Annotated in this window: 17 protein-coding genes; 6 read left to right on the top strand and 11 right to left on the bottom strand. The window is 47.0% G+C overall.

Annotation, left to right across the window (positions count from 1 at the left end; translation table 11 throughout):
• Positions 1-16: 16 nt before the first annotated feature.
• The 5 genes from DF182_RS21570 (at position 17) to DF182_RS21550 (ending at position 5,973) form a co-directional block, all read left to right on the top strand.
• On the top strand, positions 17-724 hold the full coding sequence (locus DF182_RS21570; protein WP_113617874.1) for an ABC transporter ATP-binding protein: 708 nt from the start codon (positions 17-19) through the stop codon (positions 722-724).
• 16 nt (positions 725-740) lie between these two features.
• Complete coding sequence (locus tag DF182_RS21565; RefSeq protein ID WP_161964211.1) at positions 741-2,120, top strand: DUF3526 domain-containing protein; 1,380 nt, start codon at positions 741-743, stop codon at positions 2,118-2,120.
• Complete coding sequence (locus tag DF182_RS21560; protein ID WP_113617872.1) at positions 2,104-3,555, top strand: DUF3526 domain-containing protein; 1,452 nt, start codon at positions 2,104-2,106, stop codon at positions 3,553-3,555. Before DF182_RS21565 ends, DF182_RS21560 begins: the two co-directional genes overlap by 17 nt.
• A 21-nt stretch (positions 3,556-3,576) precedes the next feature.
• Entirely contained in the window at positions 3,577-5,709 is a 2,133-nt protein-coding gene (locus tag DF182_RS21555; RefSeq protein ID WP_113617871.1) for a TonB-dependent siderophore receptor, read from the top strand.
• Between the two features lie 78 nt (positions 5,710-5,787).
• The gene (locus DF182_RS21550) at positions 5,788-5,973 is read left to right on the top strand and encodes a pinensin family lanthipeptide (protein ID WP_113617870.1); all 186 of its coding nucleotides are present in this window, start codon (positions 5,788-5,790) and stop codon (positions 5,971-5,973) included.
• Positions 5,974-6,478: 505 nt separating this feature from the next.
• Here the strand turns inward: DF182_RS21550 and DF182_RS21545 are convergent.
• The 11 genes from DF182_RS21545 to DF182_RS21495 all read right to left on the bottom strand — a co-directional run bounded on the left by DF182_RS21545 (position 6,479) and on the right by DF182_RS21495 (position 24,640).
• Positions 6,479-8,326 carry a lanthionine synthetase LanC family protein gene (locus DF182_RS21545; protein WP_161964210.1) on the bottom strand — a complete coding sequence of 616 codons (1,848 nt, stop codon included), beginning with the start codon at positions 8,324-8,326 and terminating at the stop codon, positions 6,479-6,481.
• Complete coding sequence (locus DF182_RS21540) at positions 8,310-9,188, bottom strand: thiopeptide-type bacteriocin biosynthesis protein (RefSeq protein WP_113617868.1); 879 nt, start codon at positions 9,186-9,188, stop codon at positions 8,310-8,312. Before DF182_RS21540 ends, DF182_RS21545 begins: the two co-directional genes overlap by 17 nt.
• Before the next feature lie 3 nt (positions 9,189-9,191).
• Positions 9,192-11,783, bottom strand: coding sequence for a lantibiotic dehydratase (locus tag DF182_RS21535; RefSeq protein ID WP_113617867.1), 2,592 nt, complete (start codon positions 11,781-11,783; stop codon positions 9,192-9,194).
• A 10-nt stretch (positions 11,784-11,793) separates the two neighbouring features.
• Positions 11,794-14,004, bottom strand: coding sequence for a peptidase domain-containing ABC transporter (locus DF182_RS21530; RefSeq protein WP_113617866.1), 2,211 nt, complete (start codon positions 14,002-14,004; stop codon positions 11,794-11,796).
• A gap of 123 nt (positions 14,005-14,127) precedes the next feature.
• The gene (locus DF182_RS21525) at positions 14,128-15,390 is read right to left on the bottom strand and encodes an outer membrane protein assembly factor BamB family protein (protein WP_113617865.1); all 1,263 of its coding nucleotides are present in this window, start codon (positions 15,388-15,390) and stop codon (positions 14,128-14,130) included.
• 101 nt (positions 15,391-15,491) lie between these two features.
• Positions 15,492-16,895, bottom strand: coding sequence for a SusD/RagB family nutrient-binding outer membrane lipoprotein (locus DF182_RS21520; RefSeq protein WP_113617864.1), 1,404 nt, complete (start codon positions 16,893-16,895; stop codon positions 15,492-15,494).
• 21 nt (positions 16,896-16,916) lie between these two features.
• On the bottom strand, positions 16,917-19,967 hold the full coding sequence (locus DF182_RS21515) for a SusC/RagA family TonB-linked outer membrane protein (RefSeq protein ID WP_113617863.1): 3,051 nt from the start codon (positions 19,965-19,967) through the stop codon (positions 16,917-16,919).
• A 472-nt stretch (positions 19,968-20,439) separates the two neighbouring features.
• Positions 20,440-21,381 carry a hypothetical protein gene (locus DF182_RS32550; protein ID WP_170148843.1) on the bottom strand — a complete coding sequence of 314 codons (942 nt, stop codon included), beginning with the start codon at positions 21,379-21,381 and terminating at the stop codon, positions 20,440-20,442.
• A 642-nt stretch (positions 21,382-22,023) separates the two neighbouring features.
• Entirely contained in the window at positions 22,024-23,082 is a 1,059-nt protein-coding gene (locus DF182_RS21505) for an NAD(P)-dependent alcohol dehydrogenase (RefSeq protein WP_113617862.1), read from the bottom strand.
• 11 nt (positions 23,083-23,093) lie between these two features.
• Positions 23,094-24,284: a (R)-mandelonitrile lyase gene (locus DF182_RS21500; protein WP_113617861.1), complete on the bottom strand. Its 1,191-nt coding sequence runs from the start codon at positions 24,282-24,284 to the stop codon at positions 23,094-23,096.
• A gap of 20 nt (positions 24,285-24,304) precedes the next feature.
• Complete coding sequence (locus tag DF182_RS21495) at positions 24,305-24,640, bottom strand: hypothetical protein (RefSeq protein WP_113617860.1); 336 nt, start codon at positions 24,638-24,640, stop codon at positions 24,305-24,307.
• Positions 24,641-24,650: 10 nt separating this feature from the next.
• On the opposite strand from DF182_RS21495, the gene DF182_RS21490 reads away from it, so the two are divergent.
• Complete coding sequence (locus DF182_RS21490; RefSeq protein WP_113617859.1) at positions 24,651-25,550, top strand: helix-turn-helix domain-containing protein; 900 nt, start codon at positions 24,651-24,653, stop codon at positions 25,548-25,550.
• Positions 25,551-25,572: the final 22 nt, after the last annotated feature.

Genomic DNA, 25,572 nt, shown 5'->3' with positions numbered 1-25,572 from the left:
CGTATTTCTGTAAGTTATGCTGCAAGCTATTGCGTTAACCAGAAAGTTCGGCCGGCATACCGCATTGGATGCACTTGACCTGTTGGTAAACAGAGGCGAAATATTTTGCCTGCTTGGACCCAACGGCGCCGGCAAAACGACTACTATCAATTGTTTCCTTGGATTCCTTTCTCCCAGCAGCGGAACAGCGCTGGTAAATGGTATCCCCGTGTTCCGTCAGCCACAGGAGGCCCGCCGGCATATTGCCTATATTCCTGAGACAGTAACCTTGTATCCGTATCTGAGCGGAGTGGAAAACCTTTCCTTTTTCCACTCACTTACCGGAGAACAACTTTCCAGTGATCATTATATCGCATTATTACTGGATGCCGGTTTGCAGGAGCAGGCCATACATCGGCCCGTGCAAACTTATTCCAAAGGCATGCGACAGAAAGTAGGTATTGCCATTGCTACCGCCAAAAATGCCGGTGCTCTCCTCCTCGATGAACCAACATCTGGGCTAGACCCCAAGGCCAGCAATGAGTTTTCAATACTGTTGCGCCGCTTCAGCCAGGAAGGACGGGCTGTATTGATGGCTACCCATGATATTTACCGTGCCAAAGAAGTAGCTACCCGTATTGGCATTATGAAGGAAGGTAACCTGCTCACTATCATGGATGCCGCCACCACAGACCATTACACACTGGAGAACCTGTATCTGGAATATATGGAGACATCCATCTAGTATCAAACATCATCATATGTTTTCAACTATAGCCATAAAAGAATGGCGTATGGTACTGCGTAACCATGCGATGGTTGCTGCGCTATTGTCGGCGCTGCTCTTATCGGGTATTGCCTCGATAGGAAGCCGCATAACCTTACAGGAAGAACAGCGTGAGCGGGAAGCCGCCAACCGTGAGTTTCGCCGGCAATGGGAACAGTTACAAACAAACGATCCACATGGTGCAGCACATTTTGGCACGTATATCTTCAAGCCGCTTACCGCACTGAGTGGATTCGACAGAGGACTGGACCCCGTTACCGGCAGCACCCTGCGGATAGAAGCACATATACAACACCATACCGCCACTCCGCCGCTAAGCCCGGCAGACGTATATCTCCGCTTCGGAGAACTAACACCGGCCACCGTACTGCAGCTATTTTTTCCCTTACTGATCTTCTTCCTCTGTTTCAACAGTTACGCGCAGGAAAGATCATCGGGCACCCTCCGGCTCATGATGATACAGGGAACAAACAAAGGCACAATAATGTGGAGTAAGACCATCGTATATCAGTGCATTGTAGCCGGCACTATGTTATTATCCTTATTGTTATATCTGCCAGTGATTTTTAAGGCAGCCTCCCCGTTGCGTATCCTCCTGTTGCTGATGGGTTATCTCTGCTACAGCAGCATCTTTGTGATCATCGGCATATGGGTATCTGCTGTTGCCCGAAATGCCCGACAGGCCCTGCTATGGTTATGCAGCATATGGTTAATATGGAATGTAATAGCCCCGCGTCTTACAACCGCTGCCGGAGCTGCCCTTCATCCACTTCCTTCCCAGTATGCACTGCAACAAAAAATTGATCAGGCCATCAAAACGGGTATCGATGGTAATGATCCCCGGGAAGCCAGGACCGCACGACTGTTGCACGAAACCCTGAGACAATACCAGGTGGCTGATGTTAGCCAGTTGCCGGTCAACTTTAACGCCATCCGGCTACAGGCCGATGAAGACTATGCACAACAGGTGTACAACAAATATGCAAAGGCCACCGATAGCATCATCCGGCTGCAGAACAGTATTAATCAATATGCTATGCTGGCCGACCCTTATCTGGCGATACGAAGCCTCTCTATGGCCTTGTGTGGCACCGATTACGATCATCAGTTTTATTTTGATACGGAAGTAAGACAATACCGCAATACCTTCATTCACCGCCTGAACCAGGCGATGATATATGATCGGGAACCACCGGCCGATCTCTATTACAACATGCCGGTATTCCACTTTGAACCACCGGCCATCAGCAGTACCCTCAGCAGACAATGGCTTCCACTAGCGTCGTTGTTGTTATGGATAGGTGTCAGTATATCACTCTTAAACAGCGTTGCCCGCCATGCACCAACTGAATAAATATCTGTTTATTGCAGGCAGCATCCTGCTACAGGAATGGCGCCATATGTGGCGCACAGCACTGCTACAAGCCGTGGTTGTCATATTATTGCTGACATCCGGCATAGCGCTCTACTATGGACAACGTGTGACCGGACAACACCAGCATACCATCGACAGCCTGCAACAACATTATGAAGGACAACAGATTGTTTTGCAAAAACAATTGCAGCGTGATACCACTACCGCTCAGGGCAAGGCGGCCTACATCAGTGCAGCATGGCCCGCTGTAGCAGATCATCGTCTGCATTGTCATGTATATAACCCTCCGGCACCTTTTTCCATATTATCCGTAGGCATGAGCGATATATCTGCCTACTATTATCCTGTAAGTGTAAAGAGCAGCTATACGCCAGCAGAAGAAAAGCTCAGCAATCCGCTACAGCTGATTTCAGGTAATTTCGACACCGCTTTTTTGCTCATCTACCTACTGCCACTACTGGCTATCTGTATCAGCTATCATTTGCTGGCGCAGGATAAAGAGCAGGGTACCCTGGCCCTGTTGCTGGTACAGAAAGGCGGCATCGCCGGAATAATACTGGTGCGGCTGCTGGCACGTTACCTCCTGTTACTGACAAGTATTGTATTCATCAGTACAACAGGCATCCTGCTGTATACACCCCTGCATCATTTCCCGTGGCTGGAATGGGCAGCATGGAATGGTGTTGCTGCAGCATGGATGGCATTATGGATGGCGCTCATCTGGTTTGTGATTGCATGGAATACTAACGCTGCTACCAACCTGGTGACTCTTTTAAGCATATGGCTTTTATTGCTGATTGTATTACCTGCAGGATGCAGGTTGATGATTAACCGCTCACACATAGATGATACTGCTGGTAATGCTTCTTTACAACGCAACATCGGATGGACGACCTGGGACCTGCCCAAAAAGCAGCTACTGGACAGCTTCTATCAGACATATCCACAATACCGTAACTCACGAGCCTATGATACCAGTGACAACAGTTCCAGACATGCCATGGCATACTACGAACTCGTGGACCGGCGTATGCAACGAATAATCACCACTCAGGAAGTCAGCAGGAACAAGGAACTAAAAACGGTCACTTCATCGCTGCGATATAACCCTGCCGTATACACGCAATTATTGCTAAATAGTATTGCCCGTACTGACATGTCTGACTACAGCTACTTTCAGCGACAGGTGCAGGAGTTCCGCTACCAATGGAAACAGTTCTTTTATCAGCTGCACTTTAATGACCGGTTGCTTACGGTCGCGGGCTACAAAACACTACCAGCATATCATCCCGCCTATGACCCGGAAAGTCCGACCCGCTGGTATAACGGCATCCTATACCTGCTGATGCTGACTACCGCGTGGATAGTGGCAGGCTGGCTGGTATTCAGGAAGAGACTGCAGCAGGACTTTTAACGATCACCATAAAATAAAACAATGAATAAAACATTACCCGTATTGATGTGCCTCTGCAACCTGACACTGTATGGCTATAGTCAGCAGAAGACCGACAGCCTGCGCAGACAGCGCTTGCAGGAAATCATCGTACTGGAAAAGAAAAAAAGCATGAAAGCAGACAGCATGGCATCTACCCTGCGGCTGGAAGGACGCCTACTGGAAACACCGCAAAACATCAGCAGTGTTACCAGTGAGCTGATACGCGAACAAGGAGGACTGGAGATAAAAGATATTGCCCGTAATGCCAGCGGCATTAAGATGGGGTATAACAGTTCCGTTTTTGATGCATCCACCACTGTGATGGTACGGGGCTTTGGCGCCATCACCTATGTGAATGGTATGCCACAACGCAGTAGCATGGGCGCACTCTTAGACGATGCCGCTATCATAGACCGGGTAGATTTCATCAAAGGCCCCGCCGGTTTCCTGTTGTCGTCCGGAGAGCCTGGTGGTAGCATTAACATCAGCACCAAAACGCCGGGCCCTCAACGTATCAGGCAGCTGGAGCTGGCCGGGGGCAGTTTTGGTTTGTTGCGCGCCGCAGCAGATATTGGCAGCGCCGTAAAAACAAAAGGCTTCTCTTATCGTATCAATGCAGCCTATCAGCAACAGGAGAGTTTTCAGGATTTTATAAGGACAAAAAAATATATAGCCGCTCCCGTTATACAATACAATTTCAAACCAGGTACCTGGTTGCTGGCAGAATACAACCTGATACGCCTGACCGCCGATGGAGGCAGCAGCGTTACACAGGTTGGCACGGAGGAGGGTATACTGAAATATCGTATCGGCAACAACTTCGCCGGCGATCCGGGCCTGCCGCAGTCTTCCGCAATGTCACAAAGTGCGCGGTTATTATTCTCCCATCGATTCAATCATCAATGGAAATTAAGCATACAATCCAAATATACGGCCACGCCCAGTTCTACATGGGCCTTGTTATCCGATAACTATTCGCCTGTCAACTTTGACAATACAGATATCACCAGACGCATGTCGCAATACAGCCATATTAACGGACAAGTGGCCGCTGTACAGGCCTATGTAAATGGCACCTTCAACACCGGCCGGCAGATAAACCACCAGCTGGTAGCGGGCACTGACTACAACTACAGCAAGGACAATTTTTCCGTGGCCTATGGCCTGCACTCCTTTCAGTTTGACCGAAACAAGCCGCAATACGGCCTGGACACCGACAGTGTTAGTGCATTAGGCAAATCCACACTCATCAACCGGGAAAACAACTGGCTGTCTGCCTTTGTATATAACACCACCCGCATACAAGGCAAATGGTACTTTAACTATGGCGGGCGCTTTACCTGGAACATCCCTATTACCACCAACACTAAAAGCCCTCTGTGTAATGAAACCGCTTTTTCTCCCCGCCTGGGCATCACCCGCCTGCTGGGCGAAAACACCAGCGTGTATGCTGTATACGACCAGTCTTTTATCCCACAGGCAGGTGCTGATTTTGAAGGCAACAACTTCAAACCCTTGCGTGGCAATAGTCTGGAAGCAGGCGCCAAACGCGAGTGGTTTCAGCGTAAACTGATCACCACACTCGCTGTTTATCACATCATCAAAAACAACCTACTGGTATCTGATCTGCAACATCCGCGCTTCAACAGACAGATAGGACAAGCCACCAGCACAGGCGTGGAAGCAGATATCATCGGACGTGTATCCAACCGTATCACGGTATCCGCCAACTATGCCTATACCTACGCTATCACCAGCAAAGACAGCCGCAAGGAAAATGAAGGCAACAGACTGGCATTCACCCCCGAGCAGATGATCAACACGTGGATACAGTATGCCATCCCGATGAACGGGCCTACCCGCCTGAGCTTCAGCGCCGGACAAACAACTGTCACCAGAACAGCCACCTATACGCCGGATGTTTACCTGAAAGGCTATACGAAACTGGATGCCGGCATCGCCTGGGACGCCGGTAAATGGTATCTGCGTGTCATCGCCGATAACCTTACCAACAAAAGATATTTCTCCAGTGGTGATATACTAATCGGTTCTATCCATCCGGGAGTAAAAAGCTATTACTACATAGAAGGAGCACCGGTTTCATTCAAAGCCTTTGCAGGCATAAGACTGTAGCCGGACTAAGATATTGCGCAATAGGGATTATGCCGAAACCCTTTAACAGTAGGCACTCACTTTAAAAAATGCTATTTTATGAAAGAACAACAAGTTAGCAGCATCAAACTGAGCATCGACGATCTGAAAATTGACAGCTTCGTTACCAGCATCGACAGTGAAATGAACATGCGCCTGGCAGGCGGTCTTGCAGGTCAGAGTCACCCTACTCACACCCTGCAAACAGATGACGAAGGCCACCTGTGCACTACCATCATCTGCTAAACAGTGATGCGATGAAAAAAAAGGACATCTCAAAATAACTGAGATGTCCTTTTATGTTTTAAGTACATGAAGGTTTATTTCTGTCTAGGCGGGGCAAACATCAATTGTAATACATGTAACGATACAGCTAATACCACTAGGATCCTTGGAAACACAATTATCAGTAGGGGTACAGACTGGATTACAGCTTGACAAACAGGTTTGAACACAGGTCTCCCAGGGCCTGGTTGCTCCTCCTACTATCTTTTGCTGGGATAAATCGCTGATCACTTCTTTGTACAGGGTGAGTTTGCGGAGATTCAATTTTTTCTTTTTCATAACGGAATTGATTTTGGATGAGATATAAAGTTCGCGCTTAGATCTGCATAGGGTGCGCAGCTGCAGCGTATTAACAGTGTAAAAGGGAGTTTATTTTTCTCACAGCATTTATATCCCAACGCGGCGGCTGTACTGTAATGCACCCGAATAAAATCAGAGAAAAATCATTCTGGAGACAGCCTCATTTTTAATGATAACGTTTGATAAAACCCTGCTGTATCATCATCAAAGTTTGTGTAATAATAGCAGCTGCAGCTTGTTCTCCCGCTGCCTGTCCGAAAAGAAGTGTTACTATATCCTGTAATGTACGGCCGGGTTGCAGGTTACTGAAGATAAACGCCACTAGTTTGCCCACCGGGAATACAGAGATGCCATATTCATGGCTTTGCACCAGATAATAGTAATCACCGGCATCCATTGTACCTCCCTGAAGATGCCATGGCCATTGCGTATGACAGAACTGTACCTGTTCTACTGGTACAAAAACCGTATGCAGCCATGTATCCTGCGGGCCATCCTGTAAAAGACCGGCATCGGCCATTAGCAGTTCTTTTCTTCTGGTATGGCACAACAGGCCCTGATGTGCTTTCCACATAGCCGTCAGCTGGTATTCAAAAGCAAAACAGTCCCGGGTTGCTGATGACAAAGCAGCTATTTCTTGTTGCAGCAATATCTCCAAGGTGTGGATGTCTGCTGCATCCGGCAGCCTTTTTCCATATTGTGATAATTGTTTTACCGTATTGGGGTAATACCGCGAAAACAGTCGCTGTTTTATTTCACCGGGAGCATACAGCGGAGATATCGCCTGTTGGCACGTTCCGCGGATAACAGGATGTAAAATGGTATCCTCACGGAAAGGCATCAACGCAGACAGCAACATATACCCAACCCCTGCGAGTCCGGAGAAAAGCCCGGGGTCCATTGGCTCCGCAGGCACATAGCTGTTGTAGGTTCCATATTGCTGGTAATTATGTACTGCCTGCAGTGCTATCTGTTGCGCGCTGAGACGCAAGTCCGGCCGCTCCAATAGTACGGCCGCTTGTAACAGGAAAAAAAAGATACCACCGTATCCGCTGCAAAGCGTAAAATCTCCCCGTTTCAATAGCTGCGCATCTTCCAGGGAGCGCTGCAGCGCATACTGCACGTGCTGCAGCCAATCTGGCCGTTGCAACTGCTGCCAGGCATAAAGCCGGGCCATCCCTACCCCTGCCGCTCCATGCGCCCAGGTGTTAGTATCACTGGCATACTCCCTGAATCGCGACAGCTGCCAGCTGAAGATATCTTCCTCTCTGAGATGAGTACTGGTAAGTCGAAGGTCAATCCAGTTAAGGGTTTCCGGATCATAATACTGCATCTCATAATCCAGCGCCTGTGTGGCCAGGTAATATAACCCTTCATCCTGGAAGTAGGCGGCGGACTGCATTAGCGCGTAGGCAATACCGGAGGCACCATGCGAAAAACCAGTCAGACAATCATAACTCATCTTGACATGCCCCCACTTCAGCCCCTGTGGCGCAATGCGGGCATGAATCACCATGATATCAGTGAGTGCTTTTATCATGACCAACAAGTCTTTATCCTGCGTATATGCGTAAAGGTAAGTAAGTACAAAAATGTTTCCTGCATGTCCACTAAGAAAATCATCCTGCACTACTCCCCGCAATATACCTTCTTTGAAATGCACCACCAGAGCCAGCGCCCGATCGAGATAATGCTGCCGTCCGGTTGTTTCATACATTTTTATGCACAGATACAATAAGCCCGAAGCGCCCGTATAAAGGGTATAATACTGTTGCTGCATTATATCCGGATGATATAACAGTGTATCCGCTGCTGTTATACAGGTTTGAAGATATTCAGGGTCCTGATAGTGTTCATAGAGTCTCAGGTAAAAAAGGATCACGCCAGCACTACCGTTGAACAGGTCTGTACGTTGTGTCACAGCTTCCGGTTGGATGGCAGGTAACAATACTGCTGCAATCCGCCGCAGCTCTGTTTCTATAATCTGAATATCTTTTTCAGTAAGTGATGCCATAGATATGTTCAAGACATTTACCAGTGAAATACATAATATAGGCTTCATCCAGATTGGACACTCCGAGACGGTTGTGGCCCATGTGAATGAAGCTGCCGGTGATATCGCCGAGTTGTCTGTTGCTAAAGCCTAACAAGCGATATTGCTGAAAGATGATCCGGTTGCCATCTGCAAATGTTTGCAAAACATCGGTGGTACGGCCTTCTGCTATTTCCTGCCAGAGGCTGACAGCTGCATTCGTGAGTGCAGGAGCATAAGCATCAAAACGTTGTTGCAGTAATTGTTTGTAATACTGTTCCTCTTGCGACGAATCTTTACTACGATCGTATAAACGAGGCAGCCATGCCTGTACAAAACGGTAACAAACATCCAGTGTTTCGAAAGGCGTGGCCTGCAACGTCTGCAGCATAACGATATTTAACTTAACAGCCTGTATCAGGGAAGTGGATGGGTTCAGGGCTGTAGTCTTTATTTGTTGCAATACATAAGCAGCTGATATTCCAAACTGTTGCTCCGCCAGGTGTATGCTCCGTTCATCGCCATAGCGGCTGATTTCCGGAACATAGGTAATATACTGCAACGAATCATTCGGCAGCAACGGTGTCTGATAAGCCAACTCCCGGCGCTGCGATGGATATTGCAGAAAATACCTGTCGGATGCCGCTTCCAGATATTCTTTCACCTGTATTTCGGCTGTTTCATCTACGTATAGTCGCAGCCGTATATGCGGTCCGCCTTCCCAATAGCGGATGAAGAAAAAAGGGGCCTCTATCTGCGCAACTACAGGAGCCACCAACAGATGAAGAAGATGATTCAGATCACCGGCATAAAATAAGTGCACAGATAACCATGAGCGTTGCATTCGTTAATATTTATACCAATGAAGCATATGTTCTGTTACAGTACCGTGTTGGCCTGCATCCGGCAGTACCTCTTCCAGGTAACAGTAAGCACCGGCCCTTGTAAGCATCTTTCTAAAAACCCCTACCAGCAATGGTTGTATAAAACTGATGTATTGCGGTTTATAGTCATCACGGTGTAACTTACCCACGTTATCCTTTGATACCGGTATATAAGGTGATTTCAGAAAAACAAATACCTGTTCCGGTAGGTGATGGCTGATTCTCCACTGCTGCAGCCGCAGGAAATAAGCGGCCTCCGTTTCTCCTTTGGCCGGGACCGGAATATCAGCGGTATCTACCAGCCAGCCTTGTCTTCTCAGAACAAGATGTTCTTCAAAAACAATACGTGGCTTCAGTTTCACGGGTCCGTCTGCCTTTGGCTGGTCAGCCTGGCCGCGATCTACTGCCGCAATGAGGCCACGCAAGGGCAGCCTCGGTTCCGGGTTGAAATGGGCCAGCAGCCGGTAAAAATGAGACCGGTTATAAAACGACTCCAGGCATAGATCGTAGGCATACACTTCTTTTCCACTACCCATATCGTATAGCCCTAACCGATGTTGTTCCGGGGTATATCGCAACATCACCGCTTTCAGTGAAATACGCTGCCCTGGCGAATAGTTATTACTTCCACCAGGAATAGCAATCTCGTAGTCCAGCAGCGGTGGGTGAATGTTGGCATTAAAAACAGAACCATCATTCAACTCCATTATCTTATGCGTCGGATGCAGCTCTTTGTTCCATTCCCTGAAAGCCGTGGTCACTGCGGGATCGAAGAGATGCAGGAAACGGCCTGCTACTTTTCCCATGCCAGGCAATAATGCATTTACCACACCTTGCAGTTGTGGCAAAGTGTCTTCACCGGTATAAAACAACTGTACAAACATTCCTCTGGAGACTGCGCCAGAGGCTGGCATCTGCTCATGCCCGGTAATGTTTACCTGTACACCATCTGTTTCCAGCTGTAATGTTTCCGGTATTTCCATGACCGGTGATTCCACTTGTTTAGGCTGTTGTTTTTTCACCTGAAGATAATAGGCATGGTAGAAATCGGTGATGCTGATGGTTTGTGTAGGACCATAATGCTGCAGGAAAAAATCACACATATTGTTTCTTTCTTCCTGCAACATATCGAAAGGCTCCAGCAGCCGGCATAAGCGTTCGGCTTTGTCTATCAGGGTTTGCAGATCTTCCGCTGGCAACAGGCTGTTCTCTTCTATGCTGGCATCTTCATAAAAAATATCCTGGGGCATAAAATACCGTGGTATAAAGTGATTCACCTCAAAGGAAGGGGTAGCAACAGGCGGCGGTAAAGGTTCTCCAGGAACGGATGATGACAACCCGGCTTCTGCCTGTAGCCGGCCGGTGGTAGTATTCAACAGATTCGCCGCCTCCTGTAGCAACAGAAAACGATTTGCGGAACAGGCTGTCACATACTCCCGCCGTTTAGCCTTCAACGTTATCAGCAGGTTATACAGTGATGTGACGGATGGATGCTGATGCATAGCTGCAGAGAGAAAAACGGCCAGTGTACTATCCCACTCCGGATCTACTCCCGAGCAACCGATGTTCAGCTCCAACAGACCACTGGCAGACAGTTTCAACAGAAAAGTTTTAATACTTTCCCGGTCGGCATCAGGTATCTGCGGTACGAGTATAGCGGTGAGCGCGGCAATTGTATGTGGGGCGGTCTGTTCCTGCAGATAATGATACAGCCACAGGGCCAGATTACGTGCGGGCAGTCGCTGAAACGCTTCAACATTAAAATAATTCACCAAAAAATGTATATGCGTTTCATCTATTGTGGCTGTGGTATTAAGTCTTACCTCCAGCAGCTCATTCAATACCGGGTGATGTATCATCAGCGCACGCAGATAAACAAACAGACTATTGTTCAGCCGGACATTGCTAACGATATCGGAAGAGGGTTGTGTTATCCGGCAACAGTCTTTATCCAGTGTAGCCGTTCCCGTATAGGTGAAGGTGCTGAAGGGAGACGTTTTAGCAGCCATCCGGGTGATATAACGGAGCAGGCTATACTCATTTTTCTGTTCGCGTATTTTGAAGGCAGCCGGGGCTGTGCCGGCAAAACTATCCAGCTGCGTGTATAGTACAGGACTGGAAAGCAGGATACCTTTGCGTAACAACTCCTGCTGTGCCCACAGCTGTAACTGTTGCCTGTGCCGGCGTTGCTGTTCTTCAAACTGCAGTTGCCATTCCTGTTGCAGCGTATGTTTTTTCTCCAGCAATTGCTGGTATCGGCATAACAGTTCTTCTAATGCAGGGTTATCAACATGGATATCCGCTGCCGGCGTACGACCATTGTAAACAGTACGTTTGAGTTGCAACAGGTATTGCCTGGACTTGTTGTCTGTAGCCGATTGTATGGCGGTATACAACTGATCACAAAGTGTATCTTTCTGTTGTTGGATACTGACATCGAGCTGTTCAGCAGCAGCCATATACGCAGACAGGCCCTGTATTTCCAGGGCTTTCAGCTCATGGAATGACATAGCAGCATAACGTACCAGTGCATAAGGAAATATGTTCAGTGCCATAGGATGATATCTATTTTCCCAGCTCAAGCTGGTTTTTAACAAGTTGATAATAAGCGCCTCCGCTGGATGCCAGTGTTTGATGGGTGCCGCTTTCCACAATAACACCCTTGTCCATCACCAGTATCTGATCGGCATGTTTTACGGTACTGAGACGATGCGCCACCACCACAACTGTTTTCCCGATAAAAAATTCCTGCAGGTTATTGATGATTGCACGTTCGTTGTGCGCATCCAGTGAGTTAGTAGCTTCATCGAGCAATACCACGGCAGGATTGCGGTAGATGAGCCGGGCAATGAGCAGACGTTGTGTCTGACCTTCACTAAGGCCATAGCCGTCTTTCCCGATCAGTGTCTCATACCCGAAAGGCAGGGTCGTAAAAAAATCGTGTATGCATGCCATGCGGCAGGCTTCGTATAGCCGTTGGTAGTCTCTGGTACCGGTACCGCTAAAAATGTTATTGGCAATTGTATCGCGAAACACATATCCATCTTGCATAACTACGCCGCAGTGTTGTCGCCATGATTTTGCGGAATACTGCTGCAGCGGCGTTTTTCCCAGCCATACCGTTCCTTCCGGTGGCTGATAAAACTTCAGTAATAATTTCAGGAGAGTGGTTTTTCCACTGCCGCTCATACCCACGATGGCAGTGACTTTGCCGGCAGGTATAACAAGATCCAGGTTTTGCAGTATCAGTGGGGAAAACTTATGGCCGTAGCGGAAGGATACTTTCTCTAATCGGATATCCTGTCCTATCACCGCTGCCAGCGACAGTTCCGGCTGCTGCTCACTATCTTCATCTGCTTCGTGATGTACTTCAGACATGCGACGCAAACTGAAACGGGTATTCTGTAAGGCACGGATAAAGTCTGTCAGTTGCGCTACCGGCGCACTCAGTTGCCCGCAGGTGTAGGTAATGGCCAGCATGGCCCCCAGTGTAAGCTGCCCGTTGACTACGAGTATCGCCGAAAAGCAGGTCACCAGTACATTACGGGTTTCATTGATGAAGAGGGCCACGCCCTGTACGAGCTGGTCCAGCCGAAGACTCTCCAGCTTTACTTCGATGGAACGCTCCTGTATGTTTTCCCACTGTGTTGTTTTTCCGGTTTCGCTGCCGGTGAGCCTGATCTCCTGCATGGCGCTGAACATCTCCAGCAGCATATCCTGGTTGGCGGCCAGTACGCGGAATCTTTTCTGGTCGAGGCGACTGCGGCGTTCGCGGAAGGCCCAGGTCCACAACATACCGATGGCCGCTCCTGCCATAAACAGGATGAATACAAGTCCGTTGTAATATAACAACACCCCTCCCAACACCAGTATCGTCACCACCGACAACACAAAGCTGATGAGTGATACCGTGAGAAAGTCCTCTACCCGCTGGTTGTCTGTCACCCGTTGCATATTATCTCCGGCCTGTCTGTTATCAAAAAAAGAAATGGGCAATCGCAGGAGCTTATGCAGGAAGTCCTTGAGCATGGTCATGCTGATGCGGGCCCCAACCTGCAACAACAGTCGTGCACGGATAAAATCAGCGATCATCCTGCCCAGGAAAAGAGCCAGCAGTCCCGCACCAATTAATAACAACAGTGGCACCTGCCGGCCCTGAATGCCTTTGTCCATGATCGCCTGTGTGAGCAAAGGCGTGAGTAATGAAAAAATGCTGGCCAGTAATAAAGTCAGCATCACCGGCAGCATGCTTTTACGATGTGCCTTCAGATAAGGCCACAGCAGCTTAACAGAGGCCGTTGGTTCCTGTATTTTCGTTGCTTCATGGAAAGCGGGTCCTGGCTCCAGGAACAGGGCACGGCCATAGCTGGCCTCTTCGCTGACCTGCCAGGCGGCCATAAATTCGGGAATGGAATATCTGCTGCGCCGCCCCAATGCCGGGTCGGCAACATACACCTGTGTTTCAGTAATATGGTACAGCACTACAAAATGCTGTTTATCCCAATGCAGGATGCAGGGCAGGGGCGCCTTTTGGGCCAGCACCGCAAAGGGCAGTTCGGCCGGCAGGGTCTTAAAGCCCAGCTGTTCCGCTGCCGCGATCATATCCGCAAAAGTGACTCCCTGCCTGGATATATGACAGGCATTACGCAGGTACTGCAACGGATATACCTTCCCGTAATATGCCGCAATCATCTTCAGACAGGTAGGCCCACAGTCCATCGCATCAGACTGCCTGTAAAAAGGAAAGGGGTTTTTATTGAATATTTTTTGAAACATTGTTGCAATTTAAAAATAAAACAAATATGCAACAATGTTTCAAAAAATATATGTTGTTAATTTTTCTTAAAACGAAAAAGGGCTGCTTACAAGCAGCCCTTTAATATATTGAATCAGGAAAACCTATTTAAAAGTGATCGCGTAGAGCTTACCATCTGCAGCAGCGGCGTATATCGTGTCGCCATCGATCACCGGCGTTGTCACGAAAGGTGCCAGCTGATACAGTTTATCCATGGCCATTAAAGAGGTCGTATATAGGTTAGGGTTAGCTCCTGCAGCCAGATGGCGGAACCGGATCTTGCCCAGGCTGTCCAGGTTAGTGGCGGCATACTGATTTCTGCCGGGCGTATCAAAATGATCCACCTGCTGCCAGTTGTTGGTATTTACCAGAAACAGCCTACCGGTAAAATCGCCGTAACAGAGCGTATTACCTGATACTGCCGGTGCTCCGAATATATAACCGCCACCTTTATGGCGGTTGAGTTCCTTGCCGGTAGCAGCATCAACGTCTACCATAACGAAACTGTCAGAGGTGCCTACATAAACATGATTGCCGGCCACTGCCGCCGCTCCTACGATCCAGGCATTTTTGGCACTATATTCCCATTTTTTACGGCCGGTAAATAAGTCCAGCGCATACAGCCGTGCATCTCTGGTTCCGATGTACACGGTGCTGTCGCCCACTACTGGTTTGGCCTGTATGCCTTCCAGCACGTGCTCCTGCGGATGGTCTTTACTTTTGAACTTCCATAATAGTTTGCCGGAGCGTGTATCCAGCGCATAAATATAGGTATCCCAGCTGCCGGCCAGCAGGATATTGTTACTGCAGGTAACACCCGCATGTACAGGTCCGTTTGTTTTGTATTTCCAGCGGACTTTCCCATTGGCTTTGTTCAGCGCATAGACACAGCTGTCGCTGCTGCCGAAATATACAGAAGAAGGATCTGTTGCCGGAGCGGACAAATACAGATCATACTGATCTTCCATATACTGAGTAGCTGGTTCCATACCCCAATATCCGATGCCGCCGATCCTGCGCTCACCACCGGTTTTAAATTTCCATACGGGCTTACCATTGTTGGCATTGACCGCATAATAGTAGCCATCATAACTACCTACAAAAACAGTTGCATCGGAGACTGCCGGTTCAGTGGCGATTCCGGCTGCAGCCTTGAATTTCCAGTTCTGTGTTCCTGTTTTTTTGTTGATGGAATACAGATGACCGTCCATACTCGCTGTCAGAATCGACTGTTTGTATAAAACAGGTGTGGCAAAGATCTTATCTTGTGCCGTAAAAAGTACCCGTGATGTACCAAACTTTGGGGTTTGGGCATAAGCAGTGGAGACCAGCATGGCCAGTAGCACAGGGATTATAGTAAATCTCATAAAGCGGTGGATTGAAGCATAAATTTGGATGAAAATAGTAATCTTTTCACATAAAAAAAGGCCGTCCTATAAAGGACAGCCTTTTCTCTTCTCCATTTCGGCTAGTTAGAAGTATCCCACCAGACACGATCATTAATGGTTGCTTTTTGATCCGGCTGAGGGTTAGTCAGCAATTCGTTTGTAGGATAAGGCCATCTTCTCGGAATACCTTTCACACCAGTACCTACATACGGTACCAATTCGGGGAATCCGGTACGGCGCCAGTCGTTGTACACTTCCGGTGACAGGAAATCCGCAACATATTTTTCAGAAATAATCTGTTGTACTGCATTGGCATCTGTGAGAGCTGGTCTTGAAGCGATATATGTCTGTTGCGCATTATCAGCAACACCCAGTAAGGACATATGTGCTGCAATAGCGGCCTGGTATACCGGCTGGGCAGCCGCTGCTCCCTGTTTAATCAACGTAGCTTCCGCCTTGATAAATAAGGCCTCTCCATAGGTGGCCAGGTATAAATTGGCCGCTGCTCCACCATAAAAACTATTCACAGCAGAATATGCCTTGGCATCACCAGCAGGTTTGTCGCCCACTTTTCGTCCCACATATACACCATCAACATTTTTCGTAGCAATGATCGGCAATCTGGGGTCATTGCGGGTTTTCAGAGAGTCTACAAAAGACTGAGCCAGTACCACGCCACCGGCAGCAGGTCTGAAACGAACAGCCCAGGGATTGGAACTATTTCCTGTTCCCGGATAAGGAACAAATGGATTATCACTGTTATCTCCCAAACCATTCTGCAGCGCTGTCAATGCACTATCTGCCTGCAAAGCTGCGGTGCGCCCTGGCGCCCTGGATAACCGCAGGTAATACCTTGCCTTGAGGGTATAAATCAGTTTTTTCCATTTCGTCATATCTCCCTTGTAGATGTAATCATCTCCAGCCGGAACCTTCACGCCGGCTGGCTGGTTGATATAATATAAAGCACTGTCCAACAGTTGCTGAATGTTCTGATAGATGGACTCCTGGCTATCATATTTGGGGTTCATCACTTCCGGTATCCGGAAGCCCTGGGAATAAGGAATGTTATTCCATAAGTCTGTAGCGATAGCCAGGTTGTAAGCAAACAGTGTTTTACCAATAGCAGCGTAATGGTTATTTTTTGCGCTGATAGCCTGAGATATCATTACGTTCGCATTGGCAAAAACATATGTATAAAGCTCATAACCCCAGGTATTATTAGCATCTACACCTGTCATGAAATAAGACTCTATTGTGGGCGCCTGTTGATTCTGCGAAAGCTGTTGCATCCAATAAGCTGTATAATTGGTACTGGTTCCGCCTACCACCAGCGTTGAGGTAGCGGCTTCTATAGTAGGCAGCAGCTGCACTTCTTTTACAGACAAAGGATTATTAGGGTCGTCATTAATATCCAGGAATTTTTTGCATCCGGTATTGATAAGCACCAGGCCACCAATGAGGACGAATATTTTTGTAATTTTCATGTAATTAGCTTTAAACAGTCATTAAAAGGCAACTTTCAATCCTACTATGATACTTTTATTGGAGGGCACCATAAAATTGTTAAAACTATCTCCATTGCCTGTTCCACCCAGACTTACCTCCGGATCGGAGCCGGTATAGTTTTTATGTAGTATAAAGTTGGTACCGGTTACAGAAAATACCAGTGATTTAACGCTGGTCCTTTTTAACAGGGAAGTAGTCAGATCATATGCCAGAGACACCTGTCTTAGTTTCAGATAAGACCCATCTTCCACATTGTTTATATCTGCTTTCGAGTAAAATTTATAATATTTTTCGCCTATCAGGATAGGAATGTTGTTGGGTTTACCATCGGAAGCAAATACACCCGGCAGCACAGTGGTATAGCCTCTATCCTCTGTTTTTTTGGCGGTGCCATAATAATAGAGATAGTTATTGTCCAGGTTGATCACATCGCCACCATGTTTATGCTCGATGGAGAAGGAAAAGCTAAGACCTTTGTAATTGAGCGTACTGGTAATCCCGCCCCTCCATTTTGGCGAGATGTTGCCGATAGGTCCGGGGGTATTGCTGATAATGGGATACCCCTCTTCGTCGATCAGCATCTGTCCCTTATCATTGTATTCAAAGTGGGTGCCGTAAATCACACCGTAATCCTGACCGGGATAGGCAAAAATTCCTGGAGTGGTAAATCCGGCCAGCTGGAAAAAGTTAATACCATTTGCCAGGTTCACCACTTTGTTGGAGATTTTTGAATAGTTCAGGCTAAGGTTCCAGGTAAGATCTTTTGTTTTAATAGGAGTAACACCCAGGGTAACTTCGAGACCTTTGCTCTGCATGGAACCGGCATTCATAGAAACAACACTGAAGCCTGTTGCCGCAGAAACAGGTGTATTTGGTGTAAGCAGGTCGATACTTTTCCTGTCATAATAAGAAACTTCGAGTGAAGCTCTGTTCCGGAAGAATTTTGTTTCCAGCCCCACTTCAAACTCTTTCAGTTTTTCATCCGTAAGTGGGAAGGGATAAGTACCGGTGCGTGTATAACCATTCTGTCCATTAAAGGGGAAAATTACATTAGGGGTTGCCTGAAAATAAGGGATACTCAGCAAATAGGGACCTATATTATCGTTACCTACAACAGAATAGGAAACTCTTACTTTACCAAAATTAAACACAGGATTATCAGACATCTTTAATAATTCCGTGAAAATAAATCCTGCACTGGCTGATCCGTAAGGATAAAACTGATGATCCTTTGATAATACAGAGCTGCCCTCATAACGGCCGGTGAGTCCCAGGGTAAGCATTCGTTTATATTCGAGGTTAGCCTGCGCATAGAAGCCTACTTTCCTCGTTCTGGAATAGTTGTAACCAGAAGTCACCTGCGCAAAATTGGCAATGTTATATTGCTTTTCTACAGACATATCCACCCCCTGTACGCTGTTGTTATCGTTGTAGTTGGTCTGGATATTATTTCCGATGACCAGGTTACCAAACAGGTCTTTGTTAAAATCCTTTCTCGCCTCAACCATCAGATCATGGTTGAACCGAAATGATTTAATATCGCGTTTGTACATTTGTCCGGTCAAAGCTGTAGAGCCACCATTTCCCCATCCGATAGCGCCCGGTGCTTCGTGGTAATCGGAGGTACTTTCATACATATCAGCACCTACCCGCTCTGTAACTGTCAGCCAGGACAATGGCGTATAACTGAGTGTTACCATCGGGATTATACGGTAGGTTTTGTCGCGCAAACCGGTATTCTCCAGTATCCAGTATGGGTTGTTACGGTTGGTGCGGTACAGGCGCTGGGAGCCATCTGCATTGGTAATAGGAAACGGATTCCATGAAATAGGCGCCCCGTAAACAGTCCACAGTGGGCTGACAAAGTTGTTACCTTCCAGGTAACGGGAGTTATCAGATTGTATATAGTTAAACTGCGTAGTCAACTGCAGGTTTTTCAGCACTTTTACACCATACTTTGCAAACATGGAATGTCTGGAATAATCCGTACTGGGAATAGTACCGTCGGTTTTCAGATAAGAATAGGACAGCATATAGTTGGAGCGGTCACTAAACCCGCTCACGTTAATATTATTGTCGCTGGTATGCCCTGTTCTGAAAAATTCTTTCATGGGATTATGTTTGGCTACCGGTGCTCCATCTACACGCAGTGTATCAATGGCTGGTCCCCATGAAGTGGAGACATTCTCGTGATATTCACCATCATAACCCTGAGCGAATTTGTCCTGATACTGAGGCAAATTGGGTTTTGCAAATGAGTAGCTACTACTGATCGACAGATTGGGCTTGCCCTCATTGCCTCTACCAACACCGTTTTTTGTGGTAATAAGAATAGCACCCCTTCCCGCAGCAGACCCATACAGGGCAGTAGCAGCAGCACCTTTTAACACGGTAATATTTTCAATAATGTTAGGATCGATATCACTACCCCTGTTGGTGGTACCGCCGTTATACATAGCTCCCCCACTGGGGTTGCCATCTTCGTTGTTGTTCACAGGTACACCGTCAATGACCAACAATGGCTGGTTATTGCCGACCAGTGAAGTACTGCCACGCACCACTATTTTAGCAGAACTTCCCGGCATACCACTGGAATTGGTAATCTGCACGCCTGCTACCTTACCGGCCAGCGCATTGATCATATTATCCTGCTTGGCCTCTACAACAGCAGCACCTTTAATTTCTGCTACGCTATAGGTCAGCATACGCTTGTCACGTTTGATACCTAATGCTGTTACCAGTACTTCATTAATTTGTTTAGAATTGTCGGAAAGAGAGACGTTGACGGTTTGATCATGACCTATTTTGATTTCTTCGGTTCCATAACCTAATGCAGTAACAAGGAGGATGTCACCTTCTTTTGCGGTTATCTTAAAAGAACCATCACCACTGGCTGCTACGCCGGTTTTAGTGCCTTTTACACGGACAGAAGCCCCTGGAACCGGCGCGCCATCCTTACTTGTAATTTTACCCGATACAAACGGAGTTTGCGCATGGGCAAAAGCTACCATCAATAGCAGTAGCACTGCTATCACAGTTTGTTTTTTCATAAGTGTAATATTGATAAAAGTGATTATCCGGGCGTATTACCCGGCGGTATGTTGGCGATTGCTTGCAAGCATTTCCGACTTTTCGAATATTAAATACAGAATTCCTCTACAGTTCTTTCATAAAAAAACTGAAACGTCTGGCATTGGTTGACACATCTCATACCGCGCTCCCTGCAGGCATTACAGCAACCTGTTCAACTTAGGGGATATTACCTGATTATGCCTTAAAATTAGGTTACATAATGCCAGCGGCTTACATTATAATTAACCACTTCTTTGCTAAAATTAACCCGTGCTATACCGCAGTTGAATTTATGAATACTATAAAACACAGTACAGCAAATGATTATAGGGTTATTTACAACTACTAAGTATTCTAGCTTCTTTACAAAAAATGATCAGAAATATTAACACAAAAAAAATGGCTGCCGGGGAAGACAGCCATTTTTTCTGGAAATGATAGTGGTGTCGGTTACTCAGGAATGCCATAATATCTGCATACCGCAGTATAATCATTGTAATCAGGATGTGGTGTGGCTCTGGTAGCGGCCACACCACCAGGGATAAGGATATAACGGTACTGCAAGAACGTACTTAAATTAACGGAATTGCTGTTGTCGTGTGTAAAACGGGTAAGGAGTATTTTACCCAACTGCGGAATATAAGCAATGGTATTGGGTTTACCACCAGCATAACTGGTATAGGGCAGCGTAAAACACCCTCCGCCAAAGTTCAAATAAACGAGCACGGTGCCTGAACTGAGAATAGCGTTGGAAAGGCTTGGTGCCAGTACGTTGGCCGCATTCACGCTGGAACCATCTATGATAGTATCACGGAAATAGGTAGCATATACCCAGGTGGAATAGATCACATTAGCTGTACCAGCAGGGCCTTGCGGACCAGCAGGACCCTGAGGGCCGGCGGGCCCTTGCAATGACAAGGCCGCACCCCATGCACCGCCTGTTTTAGGACCATACAGGTTGTAGGAAGATTTATCCAGGTAATAATCTCCGTTATTGCCCAATGAAGCAGCAGGAGCGCCCGTTCCACTGAGAATCTGACTGCCGGCTGCACCCGTAGCACCAGTGGCTCCAGTGGCTCCAGTGGCTCCGGTGGCTCCAGTTGTTCCCGTAGCACCTGTTGCTCCCATCAGGTTGATAGGCGTACCCCAGCCTTCGGTTTTGGGGCCATAAAATTTTGAGCTGGAAAGGTCCAGATAAAAATCACCATTTGCACCAATGTTGGCTGCCGGCGCACCGTTGCCGCTGTAAATCTTACTCCCTGCAGGCCCCTGTATTCCCTGAGCGCCTTGCACACCTTGCGCACCAGATGGTCCCTGATCTCCTTTTTTACAGCCTGCCCATATCAGCAGCAGCGCTAAAAAAAACATGGTTACACGTGATAACTGTTTCATGCTAGATTTGTTTTTAGTATTGATTGAAGTTGATTTGTTAGTTTGTTTGCAGCAATGGTCTGCCTCCCCGTTTTTTTAAAACAGGTATTCTGAAAAGACCGGCCATACGATCTCCACCACCACCCGCATTTGCCGCGATGTGATTTAATTATGGGAATAAGCCAGGGGCTTACATACTAGTGTCTTCTAAAAAATTGCTCCATGACGTTTTGTGACAGTTATTTTAACAAGCATATCCCACCGGAGAAAACCGATAAGGCTTCCGGCATTTTGGGGTTGTGTTTTTTTAATAAAATCTGATTTCCTTTTTGGGGTTTATGCAAGGTTATCCACTACAACCACGCATACGCGAATATATCCATCTAAATCTGTTCCACATGCTGCTATTCCCGAATAACAAAGACTTTGGGGTGGTACTGGTGATCGGCATGAATTATGGCTTTGGCACCACTAAATTACCATTCCAGGCAACGCTAAAATAGTAAAAAATCGAAATCTCTCTGCGCGTTCAAAGAGGAAAATCGGAGATCGAACGAATAATTGTTTAACTGGTGTCTTTTTGCTGATAACTGGCAGAAGCGGTACATCTTTGTCTGGTTGGTCAATCATCATAAAAAAAGGTGGCCATTGGCCACCTCCCTGTTAGTTTTTCAGTGAAGACATATCGACCACAAACCGATAATGTACATCACTTTTTAACATTCGCTCGTAAGCTTCATTAATATCCTGCATCCTAATGATTTCAATATCTGCCGTGATATTATGTTTGCCACAGAAGTCAAGCATCTCCTGCGTTTCAGCGATGCCCCCTATCACAGAACCGGCTATTGCCCTTCTGCCCATGATCAAAGGATCTGTGTTTATCATCTCTTCCAGATTACCAAAGAAACCTACCAGCACCAGTGTACCACTCACCCGCAACGTAGACATATAATGATTGACATCGTGTACATAAGGAACGGTATCAATAATTAAATCAAACTTTCCTTTCACCTGCTTCATTTGTGCATCATCTGTAGAAATAACCACGTGGTCTGCTCCCAGTTCCAGGGCATCCTTTTCCTTATTCGGAGATCTGGAGAAGAGCGTAACATGTGCACCCAGCGCTTTGGCCAGTTTGATGGCCATATGTCCGAGACCTCCCAAACCAATAACCGCCACATTACTGCCGGGGCCCGCCTTCCAATGCTTCAACGGAGACCAGGTAGTGATGCCTGCACACAGCAAAGGAGCCGTGCCAGCCGGGTCCAGGTTCTCAGGTACCTTTAACACGAAGTGCTCATCTACGGTCACCTTTTCAGCATAACCACCATAGGTTGGTGTTCCCAGATATTTGTCGGGGCCATTGTAAGTGAGGGTAAAACCAGGAATACAATACTGTTCCAGATCCTGTTTGCAGTTTTCACACTCCCTGCAGGAATCAACCAGACAGCCTACTGCCACCAGATCTCCCACTTTAACTTTGGAAACTGCATCACCGATTTTAGTTACCCTGCCTACAATTTCATGGCCGGGAACAGTCGGGTAAATAGTACCACCCCAATCATTACGGGCAGTATGCAGGTCTGAGTGGCACACACCGCAAAATAAAATATCCATTTCCACATCTTTCGGTGTTACTTCCCTTCGTTCGATACTGATTTCTTTTAATGGTGCATCGGCGGCCTCTGTGCCAAAGGCTTTTACTTTAAATTTTTCCATTGCTTATTATTTTAATCCGGTATTACTTCATTTAAACACTGGAGGGCATTGAGCGTCCTCGGATAACCGATATAAGGCAGTAGTTGCGTAGTAACACTCAGCAGGGTGGCCTTATCATTACCTACATTTACATTACCGCGGACATGCCCTTTTACCTGCGCTTCCACTCCGCCCAACGAAATGAGCATCGCATAGGTGATCAGTTCTCTTGTTTTTAAATCCAATCCTTTACGGGTAATATAATCACCAAAACAATTGGCAGAAAGATATTGCTGAATATGCAGCTGGTCTGTTGGCGCTTCCTGATACATTTTATCAATGCGGTCGCCGAAGATAGAACGCTGTACTGCCAATCCTTTCTCCTGGCGGTTTTCCCTGCTGGTAGTCGTTTGTTTCTCCAATGGCAATGTTACCCCTCTTCTTTGCAGGATCTCGTTGGTAGCATGAATAAAATCCAATACTTTGGCAATGCCCACATAAGGGACAGCCTGATAAACGATCTCTTTCAGTTCCACGGGTGTAACACCGGCATTCAGGGCGCCGTTGGCCATGAAGGTAAATTCGCTGAGGGCCTGACAGGCAATGGTAGACGCTACAATCGCCACCATCCTGGTTCTGGTGTCGAGGCCACCATAACTCACGACTTCATCATAAGCAAAATTGTTAAACACTTCAATCAGCTCGGGATCTGTTTCCTTTAACTTCGACACATCGTGCGGGAATAACATTTTATGATTATGTATAGCCGTTTCCGTTAGTTTCACAGCCGGAGGCGGATCATCATCCCCGGTTTGGTGTACCCGATCATATTCTTCATCCGTTACACGCTCCAGCCATTTCACGGCCCCATCTTTAGTGTTGTTGGTAATCGCTATATGTATGAAACGGCTGTCGCGTGTGGCGCCATGCCAGTGTACTACACCGGAAGGTATCACCACCACATCACCTTTGGTCAGTAATCTGGCTGGTTTGCCTTTTTCCTGATAATAGCCTTTTCCTGCTGTTACCAGCAGGATTTGTCCTGCCGGATGTGTATGCCAGTTGTTTCTGCTGCCTGGTTCAAATACCACGTCACCAATGGAATAGGTACCTGTTTCATCCTGTGGTACCAGGATTTTCACCCAGGCTGTACCAGTGAAGTAGTCAGCCGGCGCTTTTTCCCCCTGGGGGAAAAGCATGTTTCCGTTTTCCGTTGTTCCCATTTTGCTTGGTTTGTTGTGCATCAATTATCCGTCTTCAGCCGTTTTAAAGAGCCTTCTACTGCGATATTGATTTGTTCAGGCCGGCTGCCCTTCACCTGTTTTCCTTTTTTGGATACTGATATCCCTTGTTGTATTAAGGTACCAGGCCCTCCTGCCTGTTCTTCGTTGAAATAATTAACAATTTGTTTTAATGCTTTGTTCCCCGGCAGGCCCGAACTGCCGATGACTGTGCAAAGATCCTGGCTGTTTTTTAATGCGTTATTATCCGGATTACTGTATTCCCTACCAAAATCACTGGTCCGTGGATACGGACCATCTAAACCGCCGCGGAAGCAGTATCTTTGAAGCAGATTCAAACAGTGGCTTATGGATAAAATAGTGAGATTTGATCACGTCAGTCAGTACAACGACTACAACAATCATGAAACCCTGCACCCGCTGGTAAGTGTGGTGGATTTTTCGAATGCAGGCCTCCGGCCTCCTGCCCATATTAATCTGGGGTTTTATACCGTCTTTCTCAAAGATGTAAGATGCGGTGATATCCGGTACGGTCGTCATTTCTATGATTACCAGGAAGGAACCCTGGTGTTTCTGGCTCCCGGGCAGGTGATCAAGATTGAATGTAATCACGGTCCGTATTATCAGCCTCAGGGTCATGCACTGGTCTTCCATCCCGACCTGCTAAAGGGCACTTCACTAGGTCGTCACATGAACGACTATACGTTTTTTTCCTATGATGTGCATGAGGCGCTGCACCTGTCAGAGCGGGAACGACAAACTGTGCTGGACTGCTTTTCCAAAATTGATTTTGAACTCAGGCATGCTATCGACAAACACAGTAAAACACTGATCGTTACTAATATTGAGCTCTTCCTTAATTATTGCCAGCGTTTTTATGACCGGCAGTTCCTCACCCGTGATAATGAACACAAAGGCATTTTAGCACAGTTTGAACATCTGCTCAACGAATATTTTCTTTCAGACAAACCACAGACACTGGGTTTGCCATCTGTAGGATATTGTGCAGGTCAGTTGAATCTGTCTTCCAATTACTTTGGCGATTTAATTAAAAAAGAAACCGGTAAATCTGCGCAGGAATATATACAGGCCAAACTGATAGATGTGGCCAAGGAAAGGATCTTCGATATCAACAAATCAGTCAGTGAAATTGCCTATGAGCTGGGATTTAAATATCCTCAGCATTTCAGCCGTTTATTCAAACAACGGGTAGGGCATACACCCAACGAATACAGGATGTTCAATTAAGCAACATCAACATTTCTCCGGA

The sequence above is a fragment of the Chitinophaga flava genome, from assembly GCF_003308995.1.
Taxonomy (GTDB): Bacteria; Bacteroidota; Bacteroidia; order Chitinophagales; family Chitinophagaceae; genus Chitinophaga; species Chitinophaga flava.
Note: the sequence above shows the minus strand (reverse complement) of the source record. Positions and strands in the feature narration are given on the sequence as shown.

Coding starts and splice junctions, on each gene's coding strand:
- DF182_RS21540 (WP_113617868.1), bottom strand. CDS start 9,188: ATGCAACGCTCATGGTTATCTGTGCACTTATTTTATGCCGGTGATCTG.
- DF182_RS21550 (WP_113617870.1), top strand. CDS start 5,788: ATGAAAGAACAACAAGTTAGCAGCATCAAACTGAGCATCGACGATCTG.
- DF182_RS21570 (WP_113617874.1), top strand. CDS start 17: ATGCTGCAAGCTATTGCGTTAACCAGAAAGTTCGGCCGGCATACCGCA.
- DF182_RS21535 (WP_113617867.1), bottom strand. CDS start 11,783: ATGGCACTGAACATATTTCCTTATGCACTGGTACGTTATGCTGCTATG.
- DF182_RS21560 (WP_113617872.1), top strand. CDS start 2,104: ATGCACCAACTGAATAAATATCTGTTTATTGCAGGCAGCATCCTGCTA.
- DF182_RS21525 (WP_113617865.1), bottom strand. CDS start 15,390: ATGAGATTTACTATAATCCCTGTGCTACTGGCCATGCTGGTCTCCACT.
- DF182_RS32550 (WP_170148843.1), bottom strand. CDS start 21,381: ATGAAACAGTTATCACGTGTAACCATGTTTTTTTTAGCGCTGCTGCTG.
- DF182_RS21520 (WP_113617864.1), bottom strand. CDS start 16,895: ATGAAAATTACAAAAATATTCGTCCTCATTGGTGGCCTGGTGCTTATC.
- DF182_RS21500 (WP_113617861.1), bottom strand. CDS start 24,284: ATGGGAACAACGGAAAACGGAAACATGCTTTTCCCCCAGGGGGAAAAA.
- DF182_RS21530 (WP_113617866.1), bottom strand. CDS start 14,004: ATGTTTCAAAAAATATTCAATAAAAACCCCTTTCCTTTTTACAGGCAG.
- DF182_RS21565 (WP_161964211.1), top strand. CDS start 741: ATGTTTTCAACTATAGCCATAAAAGAATGGCGTATGGTACTGCGTAAC.
- DF182_RS21545 (WP_161964210.1), bottom strand. CDS start 8,326: ATGGCATCACTTACTGAAAAAGATATTCAGATTATAGAAACAGAGCTG.
- DF182_RS21490 (WP_113617859.1), top strand. CDS start 24,651: ATGGATAAAATAGTGAGATTTGATCACGTCAGTCAGTACAACGACTAC.
- DF182_RS21555 (WP_113617871.1), top strand. CDS start 3,577: ATGAATAAAACATTACCCGTATTGATGTGCCTCTGCAACCTGACACTG.
- DF182_RS21505 (WP_113617862.1), bottom strand. CDS start 23,082: ATGGAAAAATTTAAAGTAAAAGCCTTTGGCACAGAGGCCGCCGATGCA.
- DF182_RS21515 (WP_113617863.1), bottom strand. CDS start 19,967: ATGAAAAAACAAACTGTGATAGCAGTGCTACTGCTATTGATGGTAGCT.